This is a genomic window from Bremerella cremea (assembly GCF_039541315.1).
GTDB classification, from domain to species: domain Bacteria; phylum Planctomycetota; class Planctomycetia; order Pirellulales; family Pirellulaceae; genus Bremerella; species Bremerella cremea.
Genome location: NZ_BAABFZ010000002.1, coordinates 288,003 through 303,801, shown reverse-complemented (window position 1 = coordinate 303,801; position 15,799 = coordinate 288,003). Strand labels below are relative to the sequence as shown.

General features: G+C 55.7%; 11 protein-coding genes and 1 riboswitch. Of the genes, 4 read left to right on the top strand and 7 right to left on the bottom strand.

The genetic code is table 11. The features are described 5' to 3' along the window. Window positions 1–286 precede the first annotated feature (286 nt). The 3 genes from ABD890_RS01885 to ABD890_RS01875 all read left to right on the top strand — a co-directional run bounded on the left by ABD890_RS01885 (window position 287) and on the right by ABD890_RS01875 (window position 4,120). The gene (locus ABD890_RS01885; protein WP_345085136.1) at window positions 287–1,690 is read left to right on the top strand and encodes an SUMF1/EgtB/PvdO family nonheme iron enzyme; all 1,404 of its coding nucleotides are present in this window, start codon (window positions 287–289) and stop codon (window positions 1,688–1,690) included. Between the two features lie 55 nt (window positions 1,691–1,745). After that, complete coding sequence (locus ABD890_RS01880) at window positions 1,746–3,125, top strand: Gfo/Idh/MocA family oxidoreductase (protein ID WP_345085133.1); 1,380 nt, start codon at window positions 1,746–1,748, stop codon at window positions 3,123–3,125. 140 nt (window positions 3,126–3,265) lie between these two features. Then, the gene (locus ABD890_RS01875; protein ID WP_345085130.1) at window positions 3,266–4,120 is read left to right on the top strand and encodes a hypothetical protein; all 855 of its coding nucleotides are present in this window, start codon (window positions 3,266–3,268) and stop codon (window positions 4,118–4,120) included. A gap of 14 nt (window positions 4,121–4,134) precedes the next feature. On the opposite strand, the gene ABD890_RS01870 is transcribed toward ABD890_RS01875, so the two are convergent. Next, window positions 4,135–7,650, bottom strand: coding sequence for a DUF7133 domain-containing protein (locus ABD890_RS01870; RefSeq protein ID WP_345085126.1), 3,516 nt, complete (start codon window positions 7,648–7,650; stop codon window positions 4,135–4,137). Window positions 7,651–7,866: 216 nt separating this feature from the next. Beyond that, window positions 7,867–8,046, top strand: a riboswitch (cobalamin riboswitch). 37 nt (window positions 8,047–8,083) lie between these two features. Between ABD890_RS01870 and ABD890_RS01865 the strand changes: the two genes are divergently transcribed. Then, the gene (locus ABD890_RS01865; protein WP_345085123.1) at window positions 8,084–10,135 is read left to right on the top strand and encodes a TonB-dependent receptor plug domain-containing protein; all 2,052 of its coding nucleotides are present in this window, start codon (window positions 8,084–8,086) and stop codon (window positions 10,133–10,135) included. An 89-nt stretch (window positions 10,136–10,224) separates the two neighbouring features. Here the strand turns inward: ABD890_RS01865 and ABD890_RS01860 are convergent, their stop codons facing one another. From ABD890_RS01860 to ABD890_RS01835, 6 genes are all read right to left on the bottom strand, one after another. Next, window positions 10,225–10,551, bottom strand: coding sequence for a hypothetical protein (locus tag ABD890_RS01860; RefSeq protein WP_345085120.1), 327 nt, complete (start codon window positions 10,549–10,551; stop codon window positions 10,225–10,227). Between the two features lie 8 nt (window positions 10,552–10,559). Further along, window positions 10,560–11,297, bottom strand: a complete 738-nt coding sequence (locus ABD890_RS01855) for a metallophosphoesterase (protein WP_345085117.1) — start codon at window positions 11,295–11,297, stop codon at window positions 10,560–10,562. A 93-nt stretch (window positions 11,298–11,390) separates the two neighbouring features. Further along, window positions 11,391–12,293: an MJ0042-type zinc finger domain-containing protein gene (locus ABD890_RS01850; RefSeq protein WP_345085114.1), complete on the bottom strand. Its 903-nt coding sequence runs from the start codon at window positions 12,291–12,293 to the stop codon at window positions 11,391–11,393. A 55-nt stretch (window positions 12,294–12,348) separates the two neighbouring features. Then, window positions 12,349–14,040: an MJ0042-type zinc finger domain-containing protein gene (locus ABD890_RS01845; protein ID WP_345085111.1), complete on the bottom strand. Its 1,692-nt coding sequence runs from the start codon at window positions 14,038–14,040 to the stop codon at window positions 12,349–12,351. Window positions 14,041–14,164: 124 nt separating this feature from the next. Continuing rightward, a complete protein-coding gene (locus ABD890_RS01840; RefSeq protein WP_345085107.1) occupies window positions 14,165–14,851 on the bottom strand; it encodes a hypothetical protein in 687 nt (228 codons plus the stop codon). Between the two features lie 57 nt (window positions 14,852–14,908). Beyond that, window positions 14,909–15,745, bottom strand: a complete 837-nt coding sequence (locus ABD890_RS01835; RefSeq protein ID WP_345085104.1) for a ParA family protein — start codon at window positions 15,743–15,745, stop codon at window positions 14,909–14,911. Window positions 15,746–15,799 lie beyond the last annotated feature (54 nt).

Genomic DNA, 15,799 nt, shown 5'->3' with positions numbered 1-15,799 from the left:
TCAAACGTAAGCCTTTCAATTCATATTTTGTCATCGATTGCTTTCTATTTTGGGTCGTTGACTTTCAACAGCAGGACGATTTCCCGCGACATCACCGAGAGTTACGTGAATTGCCTGAAATCATTCTCAATCGCGACTTGTATTGCACATCGAAATCCTTTGCCTAGAATCAAGCAATGATCGCAAATCCGGCGAGATTTGCCCCAATCTGCCCACCTCCCTTTCCATATTCACCTCTCCGATGCCTTCCGCGTAAGGTGTCTCAAGGCTCTCGAAAACAAACCGTATGAAGCTGACTCTCTGCCTTTCGCTAACGTTTTTGTCTTTATCGGCCTGCGCGATCTCCGCTGCGGAAGTGGACTTCGCCAAAGATATTGCTCCGATCCTCGAGACGAACTGCGTTTCGTGCCACTCCGGTGACGAACCGGACGGCGATTTCACCCTGACCACCAAGGAACTCACCTTTGAGTCGGGCAGTGGCGAAGCAGTTATTCCTGGCTCACCTGAAGACAGCATGTTGTACAGCCTGACCATCTTGGAAAAGGATGACGACATGCTGATGCCACCTAAGCGTTCGGGCGGACCGTTGCCGAAGGAAAGCACCGACCTGATCAAGAAGTGGATTGAAGAAGGTGCCAATTGGCCAGAAGGTATGGAACTGAAGGCACGCGAGAAGGTGATGCCGAAAGTTGCCACGGCTGATGATATGGAACTGATCAAGAAGATCCACGCTAAAATCGTCGCTCAGTCCGAAAAAGAAAAGAAGGCGACCGATAGCTATAAGAACACGATTCCGATCACCGAAGTCGACTACGAGATGATCGCCATCCCTGGCGGTAAGTTCGTCATGGGCAGCCCTGAAGGGGAAGAACTGCGTCGCCCTGAAGAAGGCCCGCAGACCAGCGTCGAAGTCAGCCCGTTCTGGATGGGCAAGTGCGAAGTGACCTGGGACGAATACGAGCCGTTCATGATCACCCAGGTCGATCGTCGTAAAGATGGTTCGCGTATCGATTACGACACCACCAAACACACTATCGTCGATGCCGTCAGCCAGCCAACTCCGCCTTACACCGAAATGAGCTTCGGCATGGGGCAGCATGGCTATCCAGCGATCAGCATGACCCAGCACGCTGCCAACAAGTATTGCCAGTGGCTGAGCGCTCAGACTGGTCACTTCTATCGCTTACCGACCGAAGCGGAATGGGAATATGCCTGTCGTGCCGGTACCGAAACGGCCTATTCGTTCGGCGACGATCCCGACAAGTTGAAAGAGTTCGGTTGGTTCTACGACAACGCGAACGAAAAATACCAGAAGGTCGGTCTCAAGAAGCCCAACCCATGGGGCCTGCACGACATGCACGGCAACGTGATGGAATGGTGTGCCGATCAGTACGTGCCAGATTACTTCGCGAAGATCAAAGATTCGACGAAGAACCCGTTCATCAAACCAACCACCTTATATCCACGCTCAGTTCGTGGTGGTGGTTGGGATGACGATCCAGATCGTCTTCGCAGCGCGGCGCGGCGTGGTAGCGATGCGAGCTGGAAGCAGCAGGATCCTCAGCTCCCCAAGAGCGTCTGGTATCACACCAACGCTCAACAACTCGGCTTCCGCATTGTTCGTCCGGTCGAGATTCCGACGCCGGAAGAGATGTACTTCTACTGGAACAGCGCGAAAGACGTTTACTAACCCCCCCAACTCCCCATTCATCCCCTAAACTTTTCCTTTCGTCACAGGACTGATTATGAGCGAACGATTCCAATCGACGAACAATCGCCGCGAGTTCATGAAGATCGCCGGTGCGGCCTCGGCTATGACCGCTTTCGCAGTGCCTCACGTGCATGCCGAAGAAAAAGAAATCGACACGATCCAGGTCGCCCTCGTGGGCTGCGGTGGTCGTGGTACCGGTGCTGCCGCTGACAGCCTGAACGTCCCGAACGGTCGTACCAAACTGGTCGCCATGGCCGATGTTTTCGATCATCGCCTCGAAGGCAGCCACAAGGCTTTGGAACGCACCTTCCAGGAGAACAAGGAAAAGGTCGATGTTCCTAAGGAACGTCAGTTCGTTGGTTTCGATGGCTATCAGAAGGCCATGGATTGCCTGAAGCCTGGCGATGTCGTCATTCTGGCGACGCCATTGGCATTCCGCTGGGTTCATTACCAGTACGCCATCGACAAGGGCTTGAACGTCTTCATGGAAAAGCCGGTCATCGCTGATGGTCCAAGTGCCAAGAAGATGATCGCTCTCGCCGAACTGGCCGACCAGAAGAACATCAAGTCGGCTGTCGGTCTGATGGTTCGCCACTGCCGTGGTCGTCAGGAACTGTTCGATCGTATTCAGAACGGCGAAATCGGCGACATCATCTGCATGCGTGCCTATCGTATGCACGGCCCAGTCGCTTCGGCCTTCAGCACCAAGAAGCCTGAAGACAAGCCAGAAGTCATGTGGCAGATCGAACGCTTCCACAGCTTCCTGTGGGCGAGCGGTGGTTGCTTCAGCGACTTCTACATTCACCAGATCGACGAAACCTCGTGGATGAAGAATTCGTGGCCTGTTAAAGCCCAGGCTTTGGGTGGTCGCCACTATCGTGGTGACTTCGTCGATCAGAACTTCGATACCTACGCCGTCGAATACACCTACGACGACGGTTCGAAACTGTTCTTCGACGGCCGTACCATGCTGAACTGCCGCAACGACATGTCGAGTGTTGTTCACGGTAGCAAGGGTTCCGCCATCGTCAGCACCTCGGGACATACCCCAGGTAAAGTTCGTACCTTCAAGGGGCAGAACCAGAGCCGACGTGAAGTGGTTTGGGCTTACCCACAGCCAGAACAGAACCCATACCAGTTGGAATGGAACGACTTCATCGACGCGATCCGCAACGATCAGCCTTACAACGAAGTCCATCGCGGCGTCCAGGCGAGCCTGGTGACCAGCATGGGACGTATGGCTGCTCATACCGGTCAGGAAGTGACCTACGAACAAATGCTCAACTGCGAGCAGGAATTCGCACCGAACGTCGACAAGCTGACCGCCGATGGTCCTGCCCCGGTTATGCCGGATGCCGACGGCAAGTACCCGGTCCCAGCACCAGGTCAAAATCGCGACGTCGAATACTCGTAGTCCTCGGACTCGAACTCGAAAGCAGAAAAGCTTCCCAGTCGATTTGGCTGGGAAGCTTTTTTTGTGTCAGAACGTTGTACGAATTGGGTGGCAAACGGTAGAACGAGGTATCCGCTTTCCACCTGCCAGAGGATTCGTAGATGCCTGTTGAGGAATCTCATGCCGACGAACACATTCAATCACAGGACGTTAGCCAGACGAGTCCTGTTTGGCCGAAGGTCCTGGCGGTCATCGTTGGCAATTGGTCTGTATTTGCCCTGGGGATCGTCAGTGGATTGATGATTCCGATAACGCTGGTCGGATTGACTTACCTCTTATGGCGCCGCAAAGTCGTCCTCGCTGTCGCGATCCTTATCCTCTCTCCGCCAACGTTGCAGGCCATGTTGACGACAAGCAGGTACTTTGAAGGAACAGCCCGGCTGCATCACTTAGGTTTAAGACGCCAGGAATTTGGCACACTCGATCGTCATACACGTTGCGAAGACATTTCGCTGGGATGTATACCCAGTGGAAGAGAATGGGTTCTCGTTCCGATCAACAATCTAACGTTGAAGGTGCTGACCGCAGCTCTAGGACCGATGGCCGGGGCGTACACCGGTCCTTATCCGACGCTTGAAGAAGCCCAGTTGGCGCTCGAAGCGGCGGACGGCCTAAAATACAAAGATGTCAAAACGGGGCGATTTATTGTCGATGGCCAAGAGGTTCTATTAGACACGGAAGTGGGACGTCATCTCGTTTCCGAACTCTTCGAGTATCAATACCATTATCCCGACCCAGCACCTCGGCCGATCAAGGCAACGTTCTACCAGCAGCAATGCTTGATCCTTTCCTTTCCGAATGAATCGGACTTCGGCGACAGCGATTCACAAAACGGGGAATCGATTGTCCTGATCGATCGAAATTGCGGACGACCGTTTTGCTATTACTACGTCGGTGAGTGGTACTTTTCCAGCCCGACGGCTCTGTGGCGCGATCTGAGTATCGATTCCGATTGAAACTATTCAGTTTTCTACTGTTTCTTCTGCTGTTCCAGAAAACGAATCAGGCCGTTCAGTTCGTCCGGCGACATCTGCTCGGCGAAGTTGCCTGGCATTAACGAAAGTGGCGAGTCCTTCCGCAAGTCGATTTCTTCCTTGGCGATTCGCACTTCTATTCCTTCGGCGTTGGCCAGCACTAAGATCTCGCCTTCTTCTCGTCGCGGTAAACCAGAGATGACCTGGCCATCGACCGTCTGGATGAGCACCGTGCGAAAGGCGGCGTCGACGTTGCGATTGGGAATCAGAACGTCCTCGACAATCCGTTCGACCGGTCGATTGCCAACACCATCGAGCTGCGGCCCAATCAGAGCTCCCTTGCCTCCAAGTTGATGACACGTCGCACAGCGCTTCTCGAATGTTGCCCGGCCAGCGGCCAAGTCGCCGTTGCTTGACGGATATCCAGCCAGAAATTTCGCAAAACGCTGTTGTTCCTGCGCTTCACGCGGCGGCAAGTTGGACGTCAGCTTCGCGATTTGTTGACGAAGGTCGTCCGATTTCAAAACCGCGTCGGCCTGCTGTTTCCACTTCGGATCTTGCAACAGATATGGCGACGCTTTCCCTGCCGCTACCGTTTCGACAAGCGAACGGATGCCTGTTTCATTGCGAGAGAGGGCCAAACCAATTTCGAGTTGCTGAGCAGCCGCCACTGTCGGAAGCAGGCCAACGAGCGTTGCCCGACTGCTTTCCGAATTCATCGATCCCAACGTTCGAATAGCCTTGCTGTATTGCTCGGTGGTCAGCGCCGGATCGTGTACCCACTGCGTGAGTGCCGCTTCTACATTGCCAGCTTCGCCCAGAGCAATAAGCGTGTTCGCGAGGTCCAAGCGGTCCTCGAATACAACGTCTTCCTTCTGAAGTCCTGCCAGAAGGCTCTTCGTGCTTTCGTCGAGACGGAACTCAACCAGAACGTTTAATAACTGATCCTTCGTTTCAGATTGACCTGGCATTGGGAGGGGGGGAAGAGGAGCCGCAAAATCGGCCACGGCAATCCACGCGTAAAGATCATTCGCGTTGCCATCGACAACTTCGACGTACCCGAGCCGACCTTGGTAATTGCTGGTATCCAAAACGTAGCGTGGCGCCCGATCGCTGCGTGGCGCCAACTGCTGGGCGATCACCTGGCCATCCTCAAGGCAAACGCGAACCAGGTTCGTTTCGGTGCTTGGTTGCCCTGGTAGTCCATCCTGGCCGCACATCGAGAAGCGAACTTCGCCAGGCAGTTCCAGTACGCGGCTGCGTAGGATCCCGGTTTGCTTCTCGCCGTGGACGATACTATCCAGAAACTCGATCACGCCACGATCTTCCGTTTCGCGGGAACGGGGTGCGAATGGGTTTCGCTCGAGCCGTGTTTTTCCGGAAAGATCGAGCGCCGTCCAGCCTCGGGCTTCCACCGCTCGGACCAGCAAAGGCGCCGTCACGCGTTTCGTCCAAGCAAGGGCAACTTCATTGTCAATCGGACGTCGACCTCGCTCTCGTTCCCCGCTGCACCAGGCTTGTAGCACACCCAACTGGCCAGCCGCAGGGCTGTCTGCCGTAAGTTCGATGATCGACGCCAACATGCTTTGGTCATTCAACTGGGCTGCCTGACGGGCAACCTGCTGCATGACGTCCCAGTCGATCGCTTCTCCCTTCGAGTTCTGAAACAACCATCGCGACGCATTGGCCGTTTCCGAAACCTTGGCAATTGCAATGAGCTGCTGCATCTCTTCCTTGTTCCACGCGACTGAATCCAATCCTTTTACCGCGTCTGGGGTGCGGAAATGTTCTCGCAGCGCCAAGCGGATCGCGTGAATTAGGTGCGTGTCCTGTGGCATCGCCTTCGACCAGGTTTCCAGCAACGGACGCCAGTTCTGCACGTTTGGATGCCGACCCAGTCCGTCGACGGCAGCTCTCACCACGAAAGCATCCGGGTCGTTAAGTGCCCGGCGAGTCACTTCAAACTCGAAGTCGGTCCACTGCGGCCGTTCCGCCAGTGCTTTGATCAGATGAACCCGGACCAGGCGATCGTCGATGTTGGAGAAGGAACGCGCTTCAAAGTCGGTCAGACCTTTGGCTCGCTCCATGATCCAAAGGCCGTGTGCCTTTTCGACGGCGCTCGAAGCAGGGAGGTTCTTTCTAGCGAACACAGCCGCTTCTTCACCATACTTCTCGACCAAGCGATTGGTCGCTTGTGTTCGCACGAACAGGTTGGGATCGCTCAGCAGCTCCCACAATTGCTCGATATTCATCTTGGTCAGATCGGAAGGCGTTTCGTAGGACGCTCCTTCGTTGCCGGTGTAGATCACTCGCCAGACACGGCCGTGCGTGCGGTCGCGGTCGGGATGGTCTAGCGGCGCTTCGTAGTGCCCGATGATTGGGTTGTAGAAGTCCGCAATATAAAGTGCCCCGTCCGGGCCCATCATCACATCGACCGGTCGAAACCAGCTGTCGTCGCAGGTGATCAGGTCAGGCTGCGTATCGATCAGATAGGTCGAACCAAACTGCTTCAGCTTGTCGCGATGGATGACCTGCGAGACGGGATTGCAGATGAAGATGTTGTCGCGGAAGTCGGCCGGAAAGTGATCGTCCGCGTAATATGCCGGTCCGCAAATGCCGGTCGAGCCATGGTTATGATTGATCATCGTCGGCCCGAACCCTAAGGCATCCGGCTTCGCGCCGAAGTGAGGATAGAGGGCACCACGAATCAGTTGGTAAACCGGCATCGTATGGCAGTCGGCGTCGTAAAGGTTGCCCAGCGGATCGAATGTCATGCCGAACGGATTGACCTGACCGAACGTGAATTGCTCGAACTGGCTGCCATCCGCCTTGAAGCGATAGGTGTTGCCCGACTGCATCCGAGTCACGTTGCCTTGGGCATCGGTAATCTCGGAAGTGTTTGTGAACCCGTGACAACCGTAGATCCAACCATCGATCCAAGGGGTGTAACCATTCGACATGCCGTGCGTGTCGACGTTGCCGATACTGCCATACAGTTTGGTGCGCTGATCGGCGATGCCATCTCCATCCGCATCGGTCCATTTGTCGAGATTCGGAATGCTGTAAACGATGGCTTCGTTCCCGTCGCCGATCGGAATTTGCCCGATCGGAATGTTCAACCCACTGGCGAACCGAGTGACTTTGGTCGCGCGACCGTTGGCGTCGAAACCTTCGACCACGGCAACCCAGTCTCGAGGGGCATGTTTTTCGTCGGCACCTGCTGTGAAGCGATCCGGGCGAGGCTGCACGCCGGGCGAGTCAGCGGGATAGGGGTATTCGATGCTGCTGGTAATCCAGAGACGTCCCTGGGCATCGAAATTCAAATTCATTGGCTGCCCGATTTCTGGCTCGCTCGCCACCAACTGAATTTCAAATCCTGGCGGAAGATGAAACAGCTTCTGTTGCTCGGCAGGAGACTTCGGAGGGGCAGCCGCGAGTGCGATCGATTGCAGACCAATAACCACCCACGCGCAGATCAATGCCTTGCTGCTATTCCAAGTTTTGTGATTCATGATTCAGGGAGGGGGAGAGAAGGGGAGTCAAGATAAGGAGATTTAGACAGAGTATATCCCTACTTGCGAGTGACTTTCAACGTAATAAGGGGGACGCGAGCCTGGGCGAGTTTAACGCCCAGGCAAGACGAGCCGGTCATTTGGATTTTTGAAGAGACGCACGGCTGTAGCGTCGATGGATTCAGTACGACGCATGCAATCGGCAATCGCTAGCAGCCGAAGCTCGTCGTGTTCGTGTCTTCTGGACCCGAGGAAGTGGAGTGCAAGTCTCCCACCGCCCCGCGACTGTAACGAGGACGAGCGTCACATACCACTGAAATGGCCATGGGCTGTTTTGGGAAGGGTGGCGTGAGGATGAATCGAAGTCAGGATATTCGACCAGCGAGATGATGCTTTCTTCAAACGTTTCCACGAGGGATGGAAAGGTCAGCGCGTGAAATGGATCTATAGTTGGAGCCCGCCTCGGCTGGGTTCTCTTTGTGTTTTAGGGCTTGCCTGTTGCACCGGTACTGCCGCCGCCCAGGAATTGATTCCGGCCGAGTCTGTATCGCTTGAACGCTCGGTAATGCAGCAGGAAACCGACTCGGCAGAAGCCGCGGTCGTGCCTGCGATTCCGGACGTGCCCATTGCTGACGAGCAGATGTTGCCGCCGGTGGTTGTGCAAAGTGCTCCGAACAGCGGCGACTCGCAGCGAGACTACGACGCCACCTTCTCGAATGCGGAGGTAATCACCCCGAACGAAACGCCCACCGAGATGCGTAAGTTCGGTGGTACTGTCCGGGTTGTCTCGCGGGAGCAAATCGAGCAATCTGACGCCTACACTGTCGGCGAGATTCTGGCACGACAGCCAGGCGTCGATGTCGTGAACTCTGGCGGCCCTGGTGGCGTTCGATCGATCTTTCTGCGAGGTGCCAACTCGCAGCATACCAAGGTGATGATCGACGGTTCGCCGGTAAACGACCCAAGCAGCCCGTCGCGCGGTTTCGACGCTGCCAACCTGACGCTCGACAACGTCGAACGAATCGAAATCCTGCAAGGCCCGCAAAGCCTTCTGTATGGTTCGGAAGCGATCGGTGGTGTGGTGAACATCATCACGCGACGCGGCCAAGGTCCGATGTCAGGTGCGGTCAACGTGCAAGGGGGTTCGTATCAGACCCATCGCGAAGGAGGCTTCGTTCAAGGAAGCAGCGGCGCGATCGACTATTCGTTCTCTGGATCGTGGATGGATACCCAGTCGTTTTCCGCCGCCGCTGGTGGTGCTGAAAACGATCCGTTTGAAGTCGGTGCGCTCGCCGGGGCCTTCGGCGTTCAGCTGACCGATAACACCGAGTTCGTCTATCGATTGCGATACACTGATTCTCGGGCACATATCGACGACGCATCGTTCTCGACCGGCATTCCGCCGACGGACGATCCTTTCCGGATCTATCTGTCGAAGAACATGGTCCAGCGTTTCGAGATCAACAACACGATGCTCGACGGCAACATTACCAACATGTTCGCCTACGACTACGTAACCTACGAACGAAACGATAAAGACGACTTCTTCCCGAGCAACATCGAGGGAGCCACGCGTCAGTTCACTGCGCTCAGCACGGCATTGTTGTGGCCTGATCACGAGTTCTCGGTTGGGGTGCAGCACTGGGACGAATCGGCTACGACCGAGTATCTTCCGTCGCCACCCGATAGTGCCAGCCAATATCAGACCGGCATCTTCTTTCAGGATCAGTTGACCCTGTGGGATCGATTGCATCTGACCGGTGGTGTGCGTTGGGACGACCATAGCGAGGCTGGTCCGCACTCGACCTACCGGACCACGGCCGCCTACGAGCTTCGCGAAACGAATACTCGTCTGCGAGCCAGCCTCGGTACCGGTTATCGGGCCCCGGCATTGTCGGAAAACATCTTCCCGTACGGCAACCCGGCGCTGAAGCCAGAAGAAAGCACTGGTTGGGAATATGGGGTCGATCAGTCGTTCTTCGATAACAACGTAGTTTTCGGTGCCACCTATTTCCGGAACGATTACCGCAACTTGATCATTTACGATCCGATGACGTTCACCCTGCTGAATGTCGGTCGGGCTCGTTCGCACGGGATCGAGTTGACCACCGATTGGTACCTGACCGATCAGTGGACGGTTTGGGCTTCGTATACGCATACCGATACCTGGGATGCTGATACCGACAAGCAGCTTCTCCGCCGTCCGCGCGATAAAGGTACTTTCGGCGTGACCCGATACTATGGCAATCGCGCTGGTTCGATCACGCTGGCTGCACGGATGATTGGTCGACGAATCGATTCACGCGACGGTTCGGTGGTTTTGCCGAACTACAACGTGATCGACTTGTACGGGGACTACTGGATCCGCCCGAACATGCGTTGGATCTACAAAGTCGATAATCTCTTCAACGAACAGTACGAAGAGATTACCGGCTACGCCACGGCCGATGCTTCGCTGTACAGCGGCATCGAGTGGACGTTCTAGAGACCACACTCGCCAGTTCCCCAAAAGAAAAAGCCCCTTGTGATGCCGCTTCACAAGGGGCTTTTTTGTTGGTTCAATTTGTCGTTCGACTAGGCGATGATCCGGCAACCAATCATGTTCTGGCGTAGCCGCTTGATCCCTTCGACCGATACGCCGGTGTCAGTCAGCGTCATCAGTTTTAAGTTCTGATGCTTTAGCAGGGTCGTTACCGATGCGTCGCTGATGGCGGTGTTCTCGCAATTCAACACTTCCAGGCTCTGGAGTGAATCGAGTTGCAATAGCGCCTGGTCATCTAGCGGAAACGATGACTTCGAGAAGTCGAGCGTGTGTACCTGGCCGCTTTTGCGTAGTCGAACGTTCACGCCGTGCGATTCGAGTGTAGCGATCAATTGAGGGTCGTCTGGTTGTTTTGGCATCGTGAGTCTTACGTCCGTGGGTGGAGGCGCGGATGAAGTTCGCCATCGAGTTGCATCGGCAGCATATTGAACTTCAGGCCCGAGATCGATGCACCGCCGTTGTGAAAATGAACTCCACGAAACGCATAGTCCTGCATCGGCACATGCGTATGGCCGAAGTAAACGTTGCGAACGGCGCTGTCGAGATCGACTTGTTCGTTGCTGAGGTAGTCCCAGATTCGGCCGGCGACAATACGCTTGGGATTGGCCAGCTTGCCCACCACAGCGTGCAGCCGCGAGCGGATCGCCATCTGGTAAATCTGGTGGCGATACTCCGGCTGTTTGAACTGATGTTTGCTGGTACGAGCCGCAGCCAATGCCAAGTTGTTACGTTCTTTTAGATGAACCGCATCACCATGCAGCATCACCGCCGAACCGATCTGCAGGAAGTAAGGTTCCCAGAAAAGGTTCGCGTGCGACTCAGTCACTTTGCCCAGTTGTTCCACGAAGTCGCTATGGCAATCGTGATTTCCCAGTAGGTAATGGAACTGGCAATTCGGATTCGCCTCGACGAGATCGGAAAGCCACTGCATGGCCGCGTCGATGGTGGCTTCCACCGATGGTAGAGTCGTCCACGAGAAGTCGACGATATCGCCACCCAGGACGAAGACCCGAGCTTCCGAAGCACGAGCGAGAATTTCATCCGCGTGTTCGTGATAGATCGAACGGCGCGAGAACATATGGAGATCGGAAACGAACCAATCCATGGGGTCAATCCACTGGCCTGGGACAAGGTCGATGTAAAGTCGTTACGACATTGTAGCATGCCCAGGGCAGGGGAGCCGGGACCACTTGGGTGGTTAGCGCCCGATGTATTTCTTCCCCATGAATTCGACCGAATTGAAATAGTAGAAAACCTCGGGAGAACCTAGCTGCTGACGCGGTCCGGACCACTGAACCGTGATCGTCTTTCCTTCGGTCGAGAATTTCTGCACAACTGTGACATTTGTGCTAACGCGACGATCCTTCGGTGTCAGAAAATAGCGATAGACGGCTACTTTGCCGCTCCAGTTGACTTGGGAAGAGCGGATCTCCATCACGTTCGCACCAGGGACCCCCGCCAAGATCTCTTCGCGTTCAAGGCGGGCAAAGTAGTTGTTCCACGCGTCGTTGGCTTCTTTGCGGACTTCCAGTCGCATGCGGCCCAACTCGCGATCTGGCAGGACCAGCGTCACGGTATCGCCAGAAGTACTCTCTTGAAGGTCCGGATCGCCGGGCATCCTTATCAGATAGCCCCAGTGCGGGTCGGAGACAGGTCGCCAGTTTCCACGCAGCGACTCGACATCCACTGATTCCAGGTCTGCCAGTTCGTTGGAAAGATCGATCTCTTGATAGGCGAATTGCAGCGCGGCGACGGTTCCGCAAATCAAGACCAGCGAAGCAATCGACCCGATGGCGATGACCGTTGCCCAGTGTCGCTTGCGCTTTCGGAGCTGGGCGTGGGCGACGGTCTGATCGTAGAGTGTGTCTGGATCTTCGGGACTGCCAAAGAAGTCGTCGTCTGGCGGAGGCGAAGCTGGCTCAGGCTCGGCGACAGTTGCCGATGTGTCGGTCGCAGGCTTCTTGTGCCGAGAGGTGACGACCGGAGTCATACGAATTCGAAACGCCTGCTGACAGCGCGGACAGCGGACCGCCTTGCCGACGAGATGGTCTTTGACTTTGAAGGTCGTTTCGCAATGCGTGCATTTCGCGATCGTAGTCACGCCCTGCCTCTATCCAGATGGTGGTTGTGGAAGGAGGAATGGACGCCGGTCGCGTTTAGCCAGCACCAGGAAACGGAATGCCCTTCACGCTGATCGACTGGAAGAACTTGCTGACTTCGGCGGTCGATCGATTGCCAGACCACAGGAAGACGAACATACGCTGCTGCGTGAAGAGGAACACCATCCGGCTTTTGCCTGGTCGGCTCCGCAAGACGTCCGCCGAGAAGTGATACTCGATCAGCGGATAGTTGTCGAGCGACAACTGATCGGTCTTTGTCAGGTGAGGATTAGACGCCGAGAGCGAATGCAAACCGAAGACTTCCAGCTGTTCTTCGGTTGGCATTTGGTTGCCAGTGGGCGGGGTTCCTGGGATCGAATTGCTGTACATCATGACGAACGATTCGGTCGGTCGAATGATGCGATAGCCTTCAACTTTGGTGCCCAGCCAGGGGCGTTCGATAACCGGAATTGCGTCAAAATTTGAAGGAAACTTAACCGTCACCAGCCCTGCCGGCCCGCGAGCTTCCACCGGAAACTGGCTGGTCGTCGGCGTGACGTATTCGTACTGGCTTCCGGTTCCGCCAGTCGCGGCAGACAACGTACTGCTGATGGTGCTAATGGCAAAGATCAGCAGGCCCAGCAGACCGATCCCCGAGACTACGCCGACCGCGCTCATGAGCACGGCTTGATTCACCGGGAAGTCGATGCCAGCTCCCTTCTTCTTTGCACTCGCACCGAAGTTCGATTCTTCCCGCAGCAGCATCCGAACTTGCGAAACGTACTTCGAGTTCTCCACCGCTTCGACTTCGTCGAACGAAGGACCACGCCCGAGCGACCGCTGAGCAGCAGCCATCGCGCGTTCGAGGAGTTTGGCGTCGGCCATCGTGATGTCTTCGCCCTGGCCTGGCAAGGTCGGACGATAGAATCCACCATCGTTGTCTTCGGTGACGACCTCGTCGGTCATTTTCCCGGCAATGACTTTTTCTGCCGCCGAACGATGGAATCCTGGCTTCGATTTGTCGACCGTCTTCTCGTCTTCCGCCACACCTGCGATGAGCGAGTCCGCGTCACCTAAGGAGGAACGACTGGAGTCACTTCGCAGCCCCATGTCGACAATTTCCGATTCGACAATCGGCGCATCGGCCGCCGGACGTGTCGGCTCGATGCGGATTTCTTTCTCGTCGGGTGAAATCAGCGAGAGCGTGTCATTCACCGATCGAGTTGGAGTCTCGGGACGAGGCGCATGCCCCGCTTGTTCTTTGAGAAAGTCTTTCGGCGGATTACACGGAGCACCCCAGGGGACTTCCAAAGCGGGCACGTGTCGGTCCCCTGGAAGAATCACGGCGGAAATCGTTCGGCGGCTGCGAAGGATCGGGCTCTCTTTGCCGGCGGCGATCCCGTGCAGGAGACTAGGTTTATTAGATTCAGAACCGGACGGCCCCTGCGGTTCTGGTTCGCCCGACCATTTCGGACGCTGCGCGGCGACCGCTTGTTTCGGCTTAGCGGCGGTCTTGGCAGGCTTCTTGCCGAGAACATTTGATCCCGATTTCGACGACGGAATCACCTTCGACTTGGACAGATTGGCTGCCGAGCCATGCTGGGCACGCTCTTGGGTTGAAGGGGCTTCGGACGTCAATTGGACATCAAAAACCTTCTTACACTTCGGACAACGTACAGACTTGCCATTCAGTTCAGGCTTAGCTTTGAACTTCGTCTGGCAGTGCGTACATTGAGCGTATGTGGACATCCTGAGCCCGGATTGACGACGTTGATTGGTCAAGCGAGAGGTCTACCAGTTGGTATTTGCCCCCTCATTCTCCCTAGGGGGGAATCATTATTCAACCTCGCTCAGCGCATTAAGTTGCGTTCGTCTAGCCTTTTTGTGGGATAACAACCCGCATAACCACTTCCCGCTTCGATTTTCCGAGTTGGAAGGGCATCGTCCGGTACGACTCGGCATACGAGCGGCGGAAACGTAGCGTGTAACCGTCACTGGGCAAGAATTCGACGGGAAGGCTAAAACTTCCGTCAGGACGCGTTAGAAAGGCGTTCAGGCACTGCGTCGGCCCGAGCACGTCGATGGGCAGGTTTGCCACAGGATGATCGTTCTCGTCGACCGCGATCCCCCGGATCACGGCATGATCGTCCGGTAATCGGTCCGCTTCTTCCATATGAGCAATGAATCGCTTGAGATTTTCGCCGTCGGCAGTCTGAATCACGACCCGATCGTTATCGAACTCGGCCTGGAGACCACCTGAAAGGGCGATGTCGTTCTCAGCCATCGAGAAGAGCCACCGCACATCGCGGTAGTTGGCTCGGTATTGGGCGGTCGATAGGCCTTCATCTGCTTCGACGATCGGTTTGGCCAATAAAGATCTCGCTTCGACCGAATCAGGGTCGAGAAATCGCGTCACGAGCCGTTCGCGATAGCGCCACTGTGTGGTGAGAACGATGGCGAGCGAAATCACCACCATCAACCCCAGCAGGCTTTTCAGACTGAAGCGAATGCCTCGCATGTTCTCGTGGCTCTCCAGCAAGGTACGAAAACGGACGGCCATTGCCGTCCATTTCATCTTTACCGTGGGACCCGAGAAGAATCAACTCTTGCCCGGTCGTTAGGCCGCGGCCGAACCGGCAAGCGATTCATCTTTGTTGGCCGACGCCAACCCCAGCCCTAACACCTCGCGAGCCAGGTTCGCGTAGTCCTCGGCTCCGTTAGAATTTGGATCGTAATCGAAGATCGATTGACCGAAGCTGGGTGCTTCCGCCAGGCGAATATTGCGTCGAATTCGAGTCTGGAAGACTTCTGCAGTCGCCCACGTTTTGCCTTCCGACGAACCATTGTCGAAAAATTCGTGCACGTCGCCAGCAACTTCACCCGCCAGACGCGTTCCCGACTCGAACAAGCAGAGCACGACGCCTGACAATCGAAGGGTCGGATTGATACGCTTCGAGACGATATCGACCGTTCGCAGCAGCTTGCTCAGTCCGTGCAATGCAAGGAAATGGGGCTGCAGCGGAAGGAAGACCTCGCCGACGCACGCCAACGCATTCAGCGTCAACACGCCCAGGCTCGGTGGGCAATCGATTATCAGGTAATCGTACTGCTCGCCATGAAGCTCCAGGGCATCCCGCAAGATCATTTCTCGTCCGACTTCACCGGCAAGTTCCATTTCGGCTGCCGCCAAATCGAGATGTGCTGGAATGCACCACAGGTTCTCGCCTGCTTCGTGACGAACTTGTTCCAGGGTCGCTTCCCCCATGAGAACCTGGTAGATCGATTCCGATCCGGAAGCGACTCCAATACCTAGATGTAACGAGGCATGCGCCTGTGGATCGAGATCCATCACACAGACTTTGTGCCCTTCACGCGCGATTGCAGAAGCCAGGTTGACGGCGGTGGTCGTTTTTCCAACGCCCCCTTTTTGATTCAAAATGGCAATCGACCGCATGACAACCTCCTTGTTGTGAAGCGAAAACGTCCGGCAGACTGGCTCGGAAAGCAA

What these genes read in the sequence shown, in the direction of transcription:
- ABD890_RS01870 (WP_345085126.1), bottom strand. Translation starts at nt 7,650, where the DNA reads ATGAATCACAAAACTTGGAATAGCAGCAAGGCATTGATCTGCGCGTGG.
- ABD890_RS01855 (WP_345085117.1), bottom strand. Translation starts at nt 11,297, where the DNA reads ATGGATTGGTTCGTTTCCGATCTCCATATGTTCTCGCGCCGTTCGATC.
- ABD890_RS01885 (WP_345085136.1), top strand. Translation starts at nt 287, where the DNA reads ATGAAGCTGACTCTCTGCCTTTCGCTAACGTTTTTGTCTTTATCGGCC.
- ABD890_RS01835 (WP_345085104.1), bottom strand. Translation starts at nt 15,745, where the DNA reads ATGCGGTCGATTGCCATTTTGAATCAAAAAGGGGGCGTTGGAAAAACG.
- ABD890_RS01845 (WP_345085111.1), bottom strand. Translation starts at nt 14,040, where the DNA reads ATGTCCACATACGCTCAATGTACGCACTGCCAGACGAAGTTCAAAGCT.
- ABD890_RS01875 (WP_345085130.1), top strand. Translation starts at nt 3,266, where the DNA reads ATGCCTGTTGAGGAATCTCATGCCGACGAACACATTCAATCACAGGAC.
- ABD890_RS01860 (WP_345085120.1), bottom strand. Translation starts at nt 10,551, where the DNA reads ATGCCAAAACAACCAGACGACCCTCAATTGATCGCTACACTCGAATCG.
- ABD890_RS01840 (WP_345085107.1), bottom strand. Translation starts at nt 14,851, where the DNA reads ATGGCCGTCCGTTTTCGTACCTTGCTGGAGAGCCACGAGAACATGCGA.
- ABD890_RS01880 (WP_345085133.1), top strand. Translation starts at nt 1,746, where the DNA reads ATGAGCGAACGATTCCAATCGACGAACAATCGCCGCGAGTTCATGAAG.